A 15,996-nucleotide genomic window follows, 5' to 3' on the forward strand; every position below is an offset into this window, starting at 1 on the left:
CAAGCCTTTCGGCTTTAAAGAGATTGGTGGAGCTAGACGGGATCGAACCGTCGACCTCTTGCATGCCATGCAAGCGCTCTCCCAGCTGAGCTATAGCCCCATCTCAAGGACGGGGCGCATATTAAGTGCGCCCCCGTTCTCTGTCAACAACATTCTACCCACACAGACATTCTTTATGCTGGTAGAACAACCACTTACCCTTGCCCATCGGCATGTGACAAAACACCTGAGACTGGCCAAGTAATTACTTGATTGCGTTAAACAGTTTTTCCCACTCTTTGTTTTCTTTTTTCGACACACCACCGATCAATTCGATCGCTTGGCGCAGACGGAAACGGGTCAGGTCTGGACCGATGATTTCCATGGCGTCGAGCACTGAAACAGAGCTGGCTTGACCAGTGATTGCAGCGAACATCAGCGGCATGGCATCACGCAGCTTCAACTCAAGGTGCTCAACCACGGCTTGAATGCAGGCGGTGATATTGTCTTTTTGCCAGTGACGCAAGGCTTCGAGCTTCCACAAGATCAGCTGCATAACCTGGCGAACCTGATCGGTAGAGAGCTTTTTGTGCTCGAACAGCGCTGCGTCAGGACTGACTCCACCGGCGAAGAAAAAACCTGCCAACGGAGCAATTTGACTGAACGTCTCAACACGGCCTTGCACGTGCGGCGCAATCTGCTTGACGTAATCACTGTTGAACGCCCACTTCTGTGCGCCAGCAATAAAATCGTCGACGCTCAGTTCACGCATCCACTGACCGTTGAGCCAGGACAGTTTTTCAAGATCGAAAATCGGCCCGCCCAGCGATACACGCTTGAGATCAAAGTGCTCAATCATCTCATCAAGGGTGAATTTTTCGCGCTCATCAGGCATTGACCAACCCATGCGCCCCAGATAATTGAGCATGGCTTGCGGCAAGTAACCCATGCGCTCATAAAAGGTAATCGAGGTTGGGTTCTTACGCTTCGACAGCTTACTTTTGTCCGGGTTACGCAACAGCGGCATGTAGCACAGCTCGGGTTGCTCCCAGCCAAAATACTCGTAAAGCAAAATCAGTTTTGGCGCTGATGGCAACCACTCTTCGCCGCGCAGTACGTGGGTAATGCCCATCAAGTGATCGTCGACCACGTTGGCCAGGAAGTACGTTGGCAGGCCATCGGTCTTCATCAGCACTTGCATGTCCATGCGATCCCACGGGATCTCAACATCGCCACGCAGCATGTCCGGCACCACGCAAACGCCTTCAGTTGGCACGTTCATGCGCACAACATTGGGCTCACCAGCCGCTAGCCGCTGCTTAACTTCATCAGCAGCCAAGCTCCTGCACAGACCGTCATAACGCGGCGTTTGCTTAGCTTCGGTTTGTTCGGCGCGCAACTTATCGAGGCGTTCGGAGGTACAGAAACAGTGGAATGCATGGCCTTTGTCGACCAGCTCCTGGGTGTACTTCTTGTAAATCTCGCCACGCTCACTCTGCCGATACGGACCATGCGGGCCACCAACGTCCGGGCCTTCACTCCACTCAATACCCAACCAGCGCAGCGCATCAAAGATTTGCTGTTCAGATTCACGCGTAGAGCGCAGTTGGTCAGTGTCTTCAATGCGCAGAATGAATTCACCGCCGTGCTGGCGCGCAAAACACATGTTGAACAAAGCGATGTAAGCGGTGCCTACGTGCGGATCGCCGGTAGGCGACGGCGCAATACGGGTACGAACAGTTTTCATGGTTGCTCTCATGCAAGCGGTGCGAGACGCAATGGAACCAGACGACTGCAGCAGACAGTGTGCAGATTCTTCAAGCGATGATCAGGTTGCCAATATTAGCAGGCCTGCCATGGCCGGCTCCAGTTCGCGTGCTTGTTGCTCGGCCAGACTCTTCATTAAAAAGTCTAGAAATGTCTTAACCTTCATCGCCTGGAAGCGACGCGACGGGTAGACCGCATAAACTTCAACAATAGGTAAAGCAGCCTCGGGCAGCAGTTCAATCAGTCGTCCTTCGCGGATCGCCAACTCACAAATCATATTCGGTAACGCAGCGATACCCGCCCCGGCCAACACAGCTTCGCGGGCAAATGTGATGTTGTTGCACAGCAACACCCGTTCACAGGGGATCGCGTGATCAAGCAACGGCCAATACCGCGAAGCGTCCCGCTGCAAAATAATGGCTCGGTGCCCTGCCAAATCCTCGCCGCAGTCCGGCACTCCATGCAGGGCTAAATAATCTGGACTCGCACAAAGCCTGCAACGCGCTTCAAACAATTTGCGCGCAACCAATGTCGAGTCTTGTGGCTGCCCAACAAGGATGACGATATCAACGCCCTCCTCAACCGGATCAACATTGCGTGAAGTCAACTCCACCTCAGCCGTGATGCCTGGGTATTGACGCATAAACTCGCCGAGCACGCGGCCTAGAAACTGCTGGCCAAACTCAACCGCGGAAGTAACCCGCAGCAACCCCGAGGGCTCTTGCTGCAACTGCATGACAGCCTGCTCGGCCTCGGCAAAATCTAGCATGATTTGCCGACAACGCTCGTAATAAGCCGCGCCGACTTCGGTCAGGCGCAATTTACGCGTGGTCCTGTTGAGTAAACGCACGCCCAGGCGCTCTTCGAGCAATGCAATGCGCCGACTCACTGTTGATTTCTGCATATTCAGACTGTTGGCCGCTTGGGTGAAGCTGTGGTGCTCAACCACCCGCGTGAAAATCAGCGCATCATCCAACCCCATGATTGTTCCCTATAAGCAACAAAGTTTATGAAGTCTAACGGCTAGAGGCAGATAAGGAACACTGTTAGATTCTCAGAAATTATTGCCGCCGCTCTGAGTCAGCCACCATGCCCGCCCAATTAAAACGCCGTTTGTCTGTCTTTTTAGTCATCCTTGCGCTGATTGGCATTGCATTTTTTGCGCACTGGTGGCTGATTGGACGCTTCCACGAAGAGACGGATAACGCCTATGTTCAGGGCGAGATCACCCGCGTTTCGAGCCAGCTCAGCGCACGCGTGGAAAAAGTATTGGTGCATGACAACCAACACGTTGTGCACGGCGAACTGCTGGTCGAGTTGGACAACAGCGACTTCAAACTCGCACTGCAACGCGCAGAAGCAACGTTTGCCACCCGTGAGGCGCAGCTCGCCCAAACGCAAAGCACTCTGAGCCAGCAAGACAGCATGATCGCAGCCAGCAAGGCAGATTTATCCGCTAGCCACGCAACCCTGAGCCGCGCAAAAATCGATATGACGCGAGCCATCACCTTGCGTAAATCGGGTTATATCTCGGAAGAGCGCGTCACCACTCTTGATGCCGATAGCAGCGTTGCGCGCTCGCAGGTGGCCAAGGCCGAGGCTGACTTGCAAGCGCAAAAACAGCAACTCGATACCCTGCGGGCTGAAATCAAGAGCCTCAACGCACAGATTGCCAGCGCACGCGCTGACATCGAACAAGCCAAGCTTGATATCAGTCGCACGCAAATCCGCGCCCCAATCAGCGGCTATGTCGGTCAACGTGCGGCACGCAATGGCCAATATGTACAAACCGGTGCTTATTTAATGTCGCTGGTTCCGGATCAGGACATCTGGGTTCAGGCCAACTTCAAGGAAACCCAAATCGGCCACATGCGTGCAGGCCAAAGCGCCGAGCTAACCTTCGACAGCTTCCCCGACACGCCAATCAAAGGCCACATCGACAGCCTGTTCGCTGCATCGGGGGCGCAGTTCAGTTTGCTGCCGCCAGATAACGCCACCGGCAACTTCACCAAGGTAGTCCAGCGCATCCCGGTCAAGTTGACGTTCGACAAGGACAATCCGCTGCATGGCCTGATTCGCCCCGGCATGTCGGTTGAAGTAGTCGTAGACATCAGCGACGACCAAAGCCATGGCGGGTGATCAACTCGTCCGACCGATTGGCGAGCCGAGCAGGCGTGACTGGATTGCGGTAATGAGTGTGATGTTGGGCGCGTTTATGGCGGTGCTCGATATCCAGATCACCAACTCATCACTCAAGGATATTCAGGGCGCACTTTCTGCGACGCTTGAAGAAGGCTCTTGGATTTCCACATCTTATCTGGTCGCTGAAATCATCATGATTCCACTCACCGCCTGGCTCGTGCAGTTATTGTCTGCCCGGCGCCTAGCGGTCTGGGTATCAATCGGCTTCCTGATTTCATCCCTGCTCTGCTCGATGGCCTGGAGCCTCGACAGCATGATCGTTTTCCGCGCCATGCAAGGTTTCACCGGCGGCGCACTGATTCCACTGGCGTTCACCCTGACCCTGATCAAGTTGCCGGAACACCACCGTGCCAAAGGCATGGCCCTGTTTGCCATGACCGCCACTTTTGCCCCATCAATCGGCCCAACGCTCGGCGGCTGGCTGACCGAGCAGTTTGGCTGGGAATACATTTTCTACATTAATATCCCACCCGGCTTGCTGATGATCGCAGGCTTGCTCTACGGCCTTGAAAAGAAAGCGCCACATTGGGAGTTATTGAAAAGCACCGACTACGCCGGCATTGTCACCCTCGGCGTTGGCCTTGGCTGCCTGCAAGTGTTTCTTGAGGAAGGGCATCGCAAAGACTGGCTTGAGTCCAACCTGATTGCCGGACTGGGTAGCATTGCCAGCATCAGCTTGATTCTGTTCGTCATTCTACAATTCTCGCGCAGCTCCCCACTGATCAACTTAAGGATTCTTGGCGAACGCAACTTTGGTTTAGCCAGCATCTCCAGTGTCGGTCTGGGCATGGGGCTGTACGGCTCGATTTATGTGCTACCGCTGTATCTGGCACAGATCCAGGGCTACAACTCTCTGCAAATCGGCCAAGTAATCATGTGGATGGGGGTTCCGCAGCTATTTATAATTCCGCTGGTGCCCCTGCTGATGAAAGTCGTTTCGCCAAAGTGGCTATGCGCGCTGGGGTTTGCCCTATTTGGTGCGGCGAGTATTTTGTCGGGTGTACTCAACCCGGATTTCGCCGGGGAGCAGTTCAACCATATTCAGATCATCCGAGCACTGGGCCAGCCGATGGTAATGGTCACCGTATCGTTGATCGCCACCTCTTATATCGCAGCTCAAGACGCAGGCTCAGCCTCCAGTCTGTTCAATATTTTACGCAACCTCGGTGGCGCCATCGGCATTGCCCTACTTGCCACTTTGCTCGACAGCCGCACCAAGGTTTATTTCGACTATTTGCGTGAATCACTGGTGCCGAGCAACCCACAAGTTGCAGAGCGTATGGCCTTGCTCACCCAAACGCTTGGCAGCGAACAAGCCGCCTTGGCCAAAATCAGCCAAATCACCCATGAGCAGGCCATGATCATGGCTTACAATGACGCCTTCCATTGGATTGGCATTGCCTTGTGCATCAGCATGACAGCGGTTTTATTAACCAGGAAACTACCTGCGAATACTGATTCCGCCACAGCTGGAGCCCATTAGCAAAACTGCGTCAGGTATTGCTCTGGCAACCGATGCGAAGACGGCCTTTGCTGCTGCCGGAGTTGTGACTCACTGGCGCTGGCCCTTCGTCTGTTCCTCCTATTATTCGCAATACCTCGCACTCTGTTTACTCGCTGCATTTTTCGAATCCACACTCAATCAAACCTGCACGCCGACACCCAGCGTGCATTTCTCCAGGTTCAAAATGTCCACGACCGATTCACGCGCCCGCACCTTAATGCTGATTGGCGCATTCAGCGTTATCTACATTGGCTGGGGCACCACTTACCTGGCCAATCATTTCCTACTTCGCGAATTACCGCCCTTTGTTCTCGGCACCCTGCGCTTCACCTTGGCCGGTGGATTGGCCCTGCTTTGGGTACTAGCCAGCGGACAATTACGCTTTAAACGCAGCGATATCGGCGGTGTATTGATTGGTGGCTTATCGCTAATAGCCATCGGTCAAGGCGCTTTGATCTACGCCAACCAGTTTCTTCCGACCGGCATGGTGGCAATGCTCTACACCACCCTGCCGTTATGGAGCGTGGCACTGGAGTGGCTACTCGGCGAACGACCACCGCTTTGGGTGCTATGCGGTTTGGCGATCGCATGCAGTGGCATTGTCTTATTGATGAGCAACGGACTCGACAGCAGCGCCACCTCGGCCCAATGGTTTGCCGGTGCAACCGTGGTTAGCGCCACGTTAATCTGGGCGACCGGCGTTTGGTTACTCCGTCAGCGCCCGGCATTTAGCTCAAGCTGGTTTGGTCTAAGCCTGCAAATGCTGATTGGTGCCCTGCTCCTGGCGATTTTCGGTGCACTGCATGGCGACTGGCAAAATCTCGACCTCGGCGCGTTGAGCAGTCAATCCTGGCTATGGATGGCCTATCTGGTTCTACCGGTTAGCCTTGGTGTATATCCAGCCTATTTCTGGCTGCTGCGCGAGGTGCGCCCAAGCGTTGTTTCGACCTTCGCCTTCATCAACCCGGTTGTCGCACTGCTGCTCGGCTACCTGCTGCTCGATGAGCACCTAAGCACCTTGGCGATGCTGGCCTGCGTGATTACGCTTGGCGGGGTGATGTTGATTATCTTCGGCAGGCGCTAGACCCGTGGCGGACAACAATCAGCCTGTAGGGTGCGACAACGCGAAGCTTGTCCACCAGAACGTCGCAATCAACTCAATATGGACAGCCGTTGCGGTGGTTGGAAAAACGCCAACCACCTTACAAGCACCCGCGTTATACCTTCAGCAGGCGCTCGCGCAGCTTCTGTACTTCGTCACGCATTTGCGCTGCGGCCTCAAATTCCAAGTCGCGAGCCAACTGGTACATTTTCTCTTCGAGCTGGCGAATACGCTTGCTGATTTCACTCGGCGAACGCAGCTCATTTTCATAGCGCGCCTGCTCTTCCGCTGCTTTGGCCATGCCTTTGCGCTTATTGCTGCGCGAGCCCGGCACCACTGCGCCTTCAAGGATATCCTTAACATCCTTGAACACTCCTTTGGGCACAATACCGTTGGCCTCGTTATAGGCAATCTGCTTATTACGCCGACGCTCGGTCTCACCAATCGCACGCTCCATCGACCCGGTCATGCGATCGGCATAGAGAATCGCCCGGCCATTGAGGTTGCGCGCCGCCCGGCCAATAGTCTGAATCAACGAGCGCTCAGAGCGCAGGAAGCCTTCTTTGTCAGCATCCAGAATCGCCACCAGTGAAACCTCGGGCATGTCCAGACCTTCACGCAGCAAGTTGATGCCGACCAACACATCAAACGCACCGATTCGCAAGTCGCGGATAATCTCGACCCGTTCAACCGTGTCGATATCCGAGTGCAGATAGCGCACCCGCACACCGTGATCAGCCAGGTAGTCGGTTAAATCCTCAGCCATGCGTTTGGTCAGTGTGGTGACCAGCACGCGCTCCTCAATCGCCACGCGCTTGTGAATCTCAGACAGCAGGTCATCCACCTGGGTCAGCGCCGGGCGTACTTCAATTTGCGGGTCAACCAGCCCCGTCGGGCGCACCACCTGCTCGATCACCCGTCCGGCGTGCTCTGCCTCATAGGGCCCCGGTGTGGCCGAGACAAATATGGTCTGCGGGCTGGCGTTTTCCCACTCTTCAAAGCGCATTGGCCGGTTATCCAGTGCCGAGGGCAAACGAAAACCGTACTCGACTAAAGTTTCCTTGCGTGAACGGTCGCCCTTATACATGGCGCCGACTTGCGGCACGCTGACATGCGACTCGTCGATGACCAACAAAGCTTGATCAGGCAGATAATCGTAAAGAGTCGGCGGTGCATCACCGGAGTCGCGCCCAGACAGATAACGCGAGTAGTTCTCGATGCCGTTGCAATACCCCAGCTCGATAATCATCTCCAAATCGAAGCGAGTACGCTGCTCCAGTCGTTGCGCCTCCACCAACTTACCGGCACCTCGCAAGTATTCAAGACGCTCAACCAGCTCGACCTTGATCTTCTCTACCGCTTCCAACAGGGTTTCGCGCGGCGTCACGTAGTGGCTTTTCGGATAAAAGGTAAAGCGCGGTAGTTTACGAATGACCTCTCCAGTTAGCGGGTCAAAGGCTGAAATACTTTCGACCTCATCGTCAAACAGCTCGATGCGAATCGCTTCAAGGTCGGATTCCGCCGGGAAGATATCAATCACATCGCCGCGAACACGAAAGGTCGAGCGGGCAAAGTCCATGTCATTACGGGTGTATTGCAGATCAGCCAAGCGCCGCAGTAAGGCACGCTGATCCATCTTGTCACCCCGGTCGACGTGCAAAACCATTTTCAGGTACAGCTCGGGACTGCCCAAACCGTAAATGCATGACACCGTGGTGACGATGATTGCGTCCGGCCGTTCAAGCAAGGCTTTGGTCGCGGAGAGACGCATCTGCTCGATGTGATCGTTGATCGAGGCGTCTTTTTCGATAAAGGTATCAGACGATGGCACATAGGCTTCAGGCTGATAGTAGTCGTAGTACGAAACAAAATACTCGACCGCATTGTTTGGGAAGAATGTCTTGAACTCGCCATAGAGCTGAGCCGCCAGCGTTTTATTTGGCGCCAGCACCAGTGTCGGCCGATTTATTTGGGCAATCACATTGGCGATGCTGAACGTTTTGCCTGACCCCGTCACACCCAACAAAGTCTGGTGCGAAAGCCCAGCTTCGAGCCCCTCAACCATCTGACGGATTGCTTCAGGCTGATCGCCAGCAGGCTGAAAACGGGTAACCAGTTCAAAATCTGACATAACTAACCTCAACAATCGATGTGACGCCTAGGGTCTGTTCCCGTTTCGGCGCGGCCGCATGAAGCGGGAACAGACCCTACGAGCACGTAAAACCTTGCGAAAGCGTGCATACGCTGTCGCAGCACGAGTTCCAGCCCGCTATACTAACGGGCCACTGACGCATCCCCTAATGCTAGCCATTACTGGATGCCTGACACTCACCCCCTCAATCAGAGCTGCCACACTCATGAGTCTGTTCACCGCCGTCGAAATGGCTCCGCGCGATCCGATCCTGGGCCTCAATGAAGCATTCAACGCTGATACCCGTGCCCATAAGGTCAACCTTGGCGTTGGCGTATACACCAACGAAGAAGGTCGCATCCCCCTTCTACGCGCAGTGGCTGAGGCGGAAAAAGCACGCATTGAAGCTCACGCACCGCGTGGCTATCTGCCGATTGAAGGCATTGCCGCCTACGACCATGCAGTTCAGACCCTGTTGTTTGGCAGCAATTCCCGCTTGGTTAGTGAAGGTCGAGTCATCACGACTCAGGCACTGGGCGGCACCGGCGCCCTCAAAGTAGGCGCCGACTTCATCAAGCGTTTGTTACCCGATGCGTGCGTTGCAATCAGCGACCCAAGCTGGGAAAACCATCGCGCGCTGTTTGAAGCGGCCGGTTTCCCGGTCCGCAGCTACCGCTACTACGATGCATTCAGCAACGGTGTAAATCGTGGCGGCATGCTCGAAGACTTGAAAAACCTACCGAGCCGCTCGGTTGTGGTGCTGCATGCATGCTGCCACAACCCAACTGGCGTCGACCTGAACATTGAAGACTGGCAAGCGATTCTGGAGATTCTCCGTGAACGCGAGCACGTGCCTTTCCTCGACATCGCCTATCAGGGTTTCGGCGACGGTATCGAAGAAGACGCAGCAGCCGTTCGCCTGTTTGCACAATCGGGGCTGACCTTCTTCGTTTCAAGCTCGTTCTCGAAATCTTTCTCGCTGTATGGCGAGCGAGTCGGCGCACTGTCTATCGTCACCGGCTCAAGCGATGAGACCAGTCGCGTGCTGTCGCAGGTCAAACGGGTCATTCGCACCAACTACTCAAACCCGCCGACACACGGAGCCAGCGTTGTCGCCACGGTGCTCAACACACCTGAGTTGCGTGCAATGTGGGAAACAGAGCTCGGCGAGATGCGCGATCGTATTCGCAATATGCGCCTGGCTATGGTTGAACAATTGACTGCATTGGGCGCTAAACGCGACTTCAGTTTCGTCGCCCAGCAACGCGGGATGTTCTCCTATTCAGGCTTGACCACTGAGCAAGTCGAACGCCTGAAAAGCGAGTTCGGCATCTATGCGGTAGGCACAGGGCGCATTTGCGTGGCTGCACTCAACGTGCGAAACCTGCCGACGGTGACCGAAGCCATCGCCAAAGTACTTTAATATTAAAAAGGGGTCGTCAGAGGCTTGACTTCCCCTTAATAATCAGTAGGATACGCGTCGTTGTTCCGCGATAGCTCAGTTGGTAGAGCAAATGACTGTTAATCATTGGGTCCCTGGTTCGAGTCCAGGTCGTGGAGCCAAACAACATGCAACACTTGTCGGGGTATAGCGCAGTCCGGTAGCGCGCCTGCTTTGGGAGCAGGATGTCGGGAGTTCGAATCCCCCTACCCCGACCATTATTTGGGTCGTTAGCTCAGTTGGTAGAGCAGTTGGCTTTTAACCAATTGGTCGTAGGTTCGAATCCCACACGACCCACCATTTTCGCTCTTGCTGTTGATAAGAGTTGAATCTTAGGGACAGAGTCATTCGCTCTGCTCCAGTAAAAAAGCGCCATTATGGCGCTTTTTTTATGCCTGCATTTCAGCTGCAGGCTAACTGGCTTTAGACATTACTCAACCCTGAGCTTGCTGCGATTTTGCTCAAGGATAGCCGAACCAATCCCCTTGACCTCAAGCAGCTCATCGACCGAGGCAAATGCCCCAGTGCTTTCACGATAGGCGACGATGGCTTTAGCTTTCATCTCACCGACGCCAGTCAAACCTTGCTGCAAGGCAGCCGCCTCTGCGGTATTCAAGTTGATGGTCGCCTGAGCCTCAACCTGCTCAACAGCAGGTTGCTCAGTTGCTACAGGTTCTGCAGCGCTAATTGTGAATGGCGCGAGAGTGCAAACTAAGGCCAGCAGCGCTGGCAAGATATAAACACGCATATTGAATGTCCTATTCAGATAACCAGACTCCCCGCCCGAACCACACAGGTGTGCAATAGCTTGACCCTAACGCTATAACTCTTTTATTCGAACCAAACTAAAGACCAAACGTCATATTAGCGTTGCCAAGCAGCACACTTGAGTTGTTGCATTTGCTTGTGCCCTAGCCACCAAGTATCCGTTACCATTGCCAGCGTCTTCCTCTGTGCGCCTTACTATGCCTGCTATCCATCGCTTTTCTTTAGCTGCTTACCTGTTCAGCGCTGTATTGGGCTTACTCCTTTTAGCCGGACTTTGGTATGGACTTGGTAAGCCCGTGCATTTGGCCGATGTTGCCAGTGCCTCGCACAAAATGCAGTGCGCCTCATATACACCGTTCGGCAAAGACCAGTCACCGTTTCAGCAACCGCTACGCATCAGCAATGAGCGCATGGATACCGACCTGGGAATACTCGCCAAACGCTTTCACTGCCTGCGCACCTATTCAGTGACCGGTTTGGAAGCACTGCCTGAACTGGCGAAAAAACATGGCCTGACCCTGATGATTGGCGCTTGGGTCAGCCGCAACGCCGTGGAAACCCAAATGGAGGTTACAGGCGCAATCAAAGCGGCCAACGCCCATCCTGATATTGTCAAAGCAGTGATCGTCGGCAACGAAGCGCTACTGCGCAAAGAAGTGACCACTAAACAGCTAATCAAACTGATTGAGCAGGTAAAGACTGGGATCAAACAGCCAGTGACCTATGCCGATGTCTGGGAGTTTTGGTTAAAGCATCCTGAAATCGCTCCAGCGGTGGATTTTTTGACAATTCACCTATTACCCTACTGGGAAGATGACCCCGCAGGCATCGACACAGCACTGGCGCAGGTTGCCAAGGTACGTCATCTATTTGCTGAGAAATTCGCCTCCAAGGATATCCTCATCGGCGAGACGGGCTGGCCAAGTGAAGGCCGCCAACGTGAGACTGCTCTGCCGAGCCGGGTGAATCAGGCCAAGTTCATGCGCGGCTTCGTCACCATGGCTGAAGAACATGGCTGGAACTACAATTTGATCGAAGCCTTCGACCAACCCTGGAAGCGTATGAGCGAAGGCGCAGTTGGCGGTTATTGGGGCTTATTTGACGCTGACCGCAATGACAAATCAGTGCTCGCTGGGAGCGTCTCCAACTTGCCAAACTGGCCCGTCTGGCTGGGTATCAGCGCACTGTTATATGGGTCAATATTGTTATTCACTTGGCGCCCGCACGCCTTACGCTACACCGTGCTCCAGCCACTGCTGGTAGCCGTTGGCGTCGCTTGCATGGGCCTCTGGGCTGAGCTGAGCTTGATTACCAGCCGCTATATCGGCGAATGGTTGTGGGCAGGGGCACTCTTGGCACTAAACATGATTGTGCTGGTGTATATCAGTCTCGCCCTGACCAACAGTGCAGATTGGCGCAGAGCACTATTTAACTGGCTCGACAATCGTCGTCACTGGTGGTTGATTGCCAGCGGCTTTGCCGGCGCAGTGATGATGCTGGCGATGGTCACCGATGCGCGCTACCGCAGCTTCCCAAGCGCTGCACTGCTGTTGCCAGCAGTGGTCTACCTATGGCGTCCGGTTGCAGGCTTTCGCCGTGAGACACTGGCATTACTGCTATTAATAGCAGCCGGTATCCCACTGCAGCTATTTGTAGAAACCCTAAGCAATATCCAAGCACTGGGCTGGGCCGTGGTCAGCGCACTACTTGCGGCAGCTTTGTGGCGCAGCCTGCAACAACGGCAGGCCTCGCTCAGCTAAACCTCAGGACTCACCCGACTAAACCTCAGGAGTTGTGGGCCGCGGTCAATGATGAGTGCGGCGCGCGCACCAAACGCAAGACCGCCAATACCACAGCAAAAACTGAAATACTCGCGCTGTACAATACCAGTCCAGCCAAGCCCAGTAGTAACCCCAGCACAGCCACCGCCCAACCAAACCGCCCCGGCAACACAAAGCCGAGCCCAGCAAACACAATGGCGGCCCAAGCGATCACCCGTAAGTGGATCAACCAGCCCAACGCCGAACGCAGACTGCAGGCAAAAACTGCAGGTGTATCGGCACAGATACCCACCCATTCATCACTTTCCATCAGCCCATAGCGCAACCCATAACAGGCAGCCAGACTTAACAGAGCCAGAACGACAAGAATGGCTACAGACCAAGGGCGAGGCATGTGTGACTCCAAATGAAATAGGCGGCGCCCAGAATAGTCATACGACCAATGGATGCAAGTTATGTTGATCATCGCTGCTCATGTCGGCATGCTTGTTGGGCTCAGCTAAAAGGAGATTTTATGAGCAGCATCAATGTTCGCCCCGCAACACGTGCCGACATGCCTTTGATTTTGAGTCTTGTCGCTGAATTGGCGGAATATGAAAAGCTTAGCGATCAGATCACCTCTGACCCGGAAGAGTTCGCAGAACATCTATTTGGCCCCCGCCCTTACGCTGAAGTACTCATAGGCGAATTGGACGGCAAAGCCTGTGGTTTTGCATTATTTTTCCATAACTTCTCGACATTCCTCGGGAAACCCGGCATTTATCTCGAGGACTTGTACGTACGTGCTGATACACGTGGCTCAGGGCTGGGCAAAGCATTACTTGGTACAATGGCAAAACTTGCCGTGGCTCGCGGCTGTGGCCGTCTTGAATGGTCTGTACTTGACTGGAATGAGCCGGCAATTGGCTTCTATAAACAACTCGGCGCCTATTCACTTGACGACTGGACGCAGTTTCGCCTGACCGGTGATGCGCTGCAAAACCTGGCAAAAAATACTGAAGAACCAGCACTTGCTTAGCCTACGGTTGTCATAAATCAGTATTTGAATATTACGTTTACCTCTTAAAAGGGACTTTAACCATGTCGCTCACCCGTCGCCTTGCTGCGCTTGTCTGCGGCCTAACCCTCAGTGTTCCACTGTGGGCGGCAGATGTAGATATCGAGAGCTATGGCTACCCGATTACCAATCCGTTTGAGGCGACCATCGCCACAACGCCAGCGGAGCTGCGCCCAACGCTGCCTGACGATAGCGATATCAACCAGAGCGACTATAAAGTGCTGATTCGCCCTGAGCGCCAGTACGAACTGCCGAAGAATCTCTGGGCGGTCACTCATATGAAATACCGTCTGGCAGAGCAAGACGGTGAAGCGCCATTGATCTTCATTATTGCGGGCACGGGTGCCAGCTATTCCAGCACCACGCCGGAATACCTGAAGAAGCTTTTCTACGGCGCTGGCTACCATGTTGTTCAGTTGTCTTCACCGACCAGCTATGACTTCATGGCATCTGCCTCGCGCTACGCCACACCGGGCCTCTCAGAAGACGATGCAGATGACCTGTACCGCGCCATGCAAGCCGTACGCGCACAACATCCTGACTTGAAGATCAGCGATTACTACCTGACGGGCTACAGCCTCGGCGCGCTTAACGCAGCGTTTGTCAGCAAGTTGGACGAGGAACGACGCAGCTTCAACTTCAAGCGCGTGTTGCTGCTCAACCCACCAGTCAACCTGTACACCTCGACCAGCAACCTCAACAAGCTGGTACAGACCAAGGTTGATGGGGTCGACACCAACCGTAATTTCTTCGACCTGATCCTTGGCAAGCTGTCGCGCTATTTCAAGCAGAAAGGTTACATAGACATGAACGAAGCCATGCTCTATGAGTTTCAAATGTCTAAAGAGCAGTTGACTGACGAACAGATGGCGATGCTGATTGGTACGGTTTTCCGCTTCTCCTCATCGGATATTGCCTACACCTCCGACCTGCTAAACCGCCGCGGCTTGATAACGCCTCCCGGCACAGTGATCGAAACCAATACCGATATGACCCCGTATCTACGCCGAGCACTGCAGTGTGATTTTGACTGCTACATGCGTGAGCAATTGATCCCCATGTGGCGCGCCCGCTACGACGGCGGCAGCCTCGATCAACTGGTCAACAAGGTGAGCCTCTACGCTTTGGAAGATTACTTGAAGACCAGCGAAAAAATCTCCGTCATGCACAACGCCGACGACATCATTCTCGGCCCAGGTGATCTTGGCTTCTTGCGCCGCACCATGGGCGACCGTCTAACCGTGTACCCGCTTGGTGGGCACTGCGGCAACCTAAATTACCGCGTCAACAGCGACGCTATGCTGGAGTTCTTCCGTGGCTAAGAAAATCCTCCTGCTCGCCCTGTTGCTCAGTGCAAACTTCGCCAAGGCCGAAACAACGCAGCATATTGGTGACGACGGCTTCAAAAACCCTCTAGAGAGTCTCGAGTTCAATCCAGGGCTAGATCAGCACGTGTTTGAACAGTCGAGTTTCCAGGCGCTCGATGTGTACGACCCTTGGGAAGGAATGAACCGGCGCATCTACCACTTCAACTACCGCTTTGATGAGTGGGTATTTATTCCGGTAGTCGATGGTTATCGCTGGATCACCCCTGACTTTGTGGAAAGTGGTGTCAGCAATTTTTTCGCCAACATTGGAGATATCACCAACCTTGCTAACAGCATGCTGCAATTCAAGGTTAAGCGCTCGATGGACATCACTGCGCGCCTGCTGCTCAACACCACCATTGGTGTACTTGGCGTTTGGGACCCGGCAACCAAAATGGGTATCCCCAAGCAGCGTGAAGACTTCGGTCAAACACTGGGTTTCTACGGAGTGCCTGCCGGCCCTTACTTGATGGTACCCATTCTTGGCCCTTCGACCCTGCGCGATGGCACCGGACTGGTTGTCGACTTTGAAGGCTTGGCAACCCTCGACTTCCTCGACTTCTTCGCGTTCAGCTTTGAATCGCCGCAGTTCGAAGTCAGTACGCTATGGGCCATTGATACACGCTCTACGGTTAACTTCCGTTACGGCCAGCTCAACTCACCGTTCGAATACGAGAAAATCCGCTACTTCTACACCGAAGCGCGAAAACTGCAGATTAACGAATAGCGTTAACCCTGCGAAACTGAAAACGCCCGGCTCAAGCTGGGCGTTTTTTTGTGGCGGTACAAAACCTAAAGCACAGGTCAGTCGGCTTGATGGGAAGCACCAACAAAAAAGCCTGATCCGCAGCGAATCAGGCTTTTTTGTTTTAACTTGTTTGTACGTCGCCAGCTACT

The 15,996-nt window shown here is 54.2% G+C and carries 13 protein-coding genes and 4 tRNA genes; 11 read left to right on the forward strand and 6 right to left on the reverse strand.

The annotated features are described in order from the left end of the window. Nucleotides 1-24: 24 nt before the first annotated feature. The 3 genes from B9K09_RS14625 to B9K09_RS14635 all read right to left on the reverse strand — a co-directional run bounded on the left by B9K09_RS14625 (nt 25) and on the right by B9K09_RS14635 (nt 2,728). Nucleotides 25-100: transfer RNA gene (locus B9K09_RS14625), tRNA-Ala, on the reverse strand. Between the two features lie 144 nt (nt 101-244). Further along, nucleotides 245-1,726 (reverse strand): glutamate--tRNA ligase, encoded by a 1,482-nt coding sequence (gene gltX, locus B9K09_RS14630; RefSeq protein ID WP_087517508.1) that lies wholly within the window; start codon nt 1,724-1,726, stop codon nt 245-247. 81 nt (nt 1,727-1,807) lie between these two features. Then, complete coding sequence (locus tag B9K09_RS14635) at nt 1,808-2,728, reverse strand: LysR family transcriptional regulator (protein WP_087517509.1); 921 nt, start codon at nt 2,726-2,728, stop codon at nt 1,808-1,810. Between the two features lie 107 nt (nt 2,729-2,835). Between B9K09_RS14635 and B9K09_RS14640 the strand changes: the two genes are divergently transcribed. From B9K09_RS14640 to B9K09_RS14650, 3 genes are all read left to right on the forward strand, one after another. Next, nucleotides 2,836-3,885 carry an HlyD family secretion protein gene (locus tag B9K09_RS14640; RefSeq protein WP_087517510.1) on the forward strand — a complete coding sequence of 350 codons (1,050 nt, stop codon included), beginning with the start codon at nt 2,836-2,838 and terminating at the stop codon, nt 3,883-3,885. Continuing rightward, nucleotides 3,875-5,431 (forward strand): MDR family MFS transporter, encoded by a 1,557-nt coding sequence (locus tag B9K09_RS14645; RefSeq protein ID WP_087517511.1) that lies wholly within the window; start codon nt 3,875-3,877, stop codon nt 5,429-5,431. The genes B9K09_RS14640 and B9K09_RS14645 overlap by 11 nt, the downstream gene beginning before the upstream one ends. Nucleotides 5,432-5,636: 205 nt before the next feature. Further along, nucleotides 5,637-6,536 (forward strand): EamA family transporter, encoded by a 900-nt coding sequence (locus tag B9K09_RS14650; protein ID WP_087517512.1) that lies wholly within the window; start codon nt 5,637-5,639, stop codon nt 6,534-6,536. Between the two features lie 133 nt (nt 6,537-6,669). On the opposite strand, the gene uvrB is transcribed toward B9K09_RS14650, so the two are convergent. Beyond that, complete coding sequence (gene uvrB / locus B9K09_RS14655; protein WP_087517513.1) at nt 6,670-8,685, reverse strand: excinuclease ABC subunit UvrB; 2,016 nt, start codon at nt 8,683-8,685, stop codon at nt 6,670-6,672. A gap of 226 nt (nt 8,686-8,911) precedes the next feature. Between uvrB and B9K09_RS14660 the strand changes: the two genes are divergently transcribed. From B9K09_RS14660 to B9K09_RS14675, 4 genes are all read left to right on the forward strand, one after another. Then, complete coding sequence (locus B9K09_RS14660) at nt 8,912-10,108, forward strand: amino acid aminotransferase (protein ID WP_087517514.1); 1,197 nt, start codon at nt 8,912-8,914, stop codon at nt 10,106-10,108. 64 nt (nt 10,109-10,172) lie between these two features. Next, nucleotides 10,173-10,248, forward strand: a tRNA-Asn gene (locus B9K09_RS14665). Nucleotides 10,249-10,267: 19 nt separating this feature from the next. Next, nucleotides 10,268-10,344 (forward strand) — tRNA-Pro (locus B9K09_RS14670). Between the two features lie 6 nt (nt 10,345-10,350). After that, a tRNA-Lys gene (locus B9K09_RS14675) sits at nt 10,351-10,426 on the forward strand. Between the two features lie 130 nt (nt 10,427-10,556). On the opposite strand, the gene B9K09_RS14680 is transcribed toward B9K09_RS14675, so the two are convergent. Continuing rightward, nucleotides 10,557-10,874 carry a helix-hairpin-helix domain-containing protein gene (locus B9K09_RS14680; protein ID WP_087517515.1) on the reverse strand — a complete coding sequence of 106 codons (318 nt, stop codon included), beginning with the start codon at nt 10,872-10,874 and terminating at the stop codon, nt 10,557-10,559. Nucleotides 10,875-11,091: 217 nt separating this feature from the next. Here B9K09_RS14680 and B9K09_RS14685 point away from each other — a divergent pair, with 217 nt between their 5' ends. Beyond that, nucleotides 11,092-12,654, forward strand: coding sequence for a glycosyl hydrolase family 17 protein (locus B9K09_RS14685; RefSeq protein ID WP_087517516.1), 1,563 nt, complete (start codon nt 11,092-11,094; stop codon nt 12,652-12,654). Nucleotides 12,655-12,679: 25 nt separating this feature from the next. On the opposite strand, the gene B9K09_RS14690 is transcribed toward B9K09_RS14685, so the two are convergent. Continuing rightward, nucleotides 12,680-13,069, reverse strand: coding sequence for a hypothetical protein (locus B9K09_RS14690; RefSeq protein WP_087517517.1), 390 nt, complete (start codon nt 13,067-13,069; stop codon nt 12,680-12,682). Between the two features lie 120 nt (nt 13,070-13,189). Here B9K09_RS14690 and B9K09_RS14695 point away from each other — a divergent pair, with 120 nt between their 5' ends. The 3 genes from B9K09_RS14695 (at nt 13,190) to B9K09_RS14705 (ending at nt 15,826) form a co-directional block, all read left to right on the forward strand. Further along, nucleotides 13,190-13,693 (forward strand): GNAT family N-acetyltransferase, encoded by a 504-nt coding sequence (locus tag B9K09_RS14695; RefSeq protein WP_087517518.1) that lies wholly within the window; start codon nt 13,190-13,192, stop codon nt 13,691-13,693. Between the two features lie 62 nt (nt 13,694-13,755). Continuing rightward, nucleotides 13,756-15,054 (forward strand): serine/threonine protein kinase, encoded by a 1,299-nt coding sequence (locus B9K09_RS14700; RefSeq protein ID WP_157699360.1) that lies wholly within the window; start codon nt 13,756-13,758, stop codon nt 15,052-15,054. 10 nt (nt 15,055-15,064) lie between these two features. Continuing rightward, on the forward strand, nt 15,065-15,826 hold the full coding sequence (locus B9K09_RS14705; protein WP_371917464.1) for a VacJ family lipoprotein: 762 nt from the start codon (nt 15,065-15,067) through the stop codon (nt 15,824-15,826). The last annotated feature ends 170 nt before the right edge of the window (nt 15,827-15,996 follow it).

It is taken from the genome of Pseudomonas sp. M30-35 (assembly GCF_002163625.1).
GTDB lineage: Bacteria > Pseudomonadota > Gammaproteobacteria > Pseudomonadales > Pseudomonadaceae > Aquipseudomonas.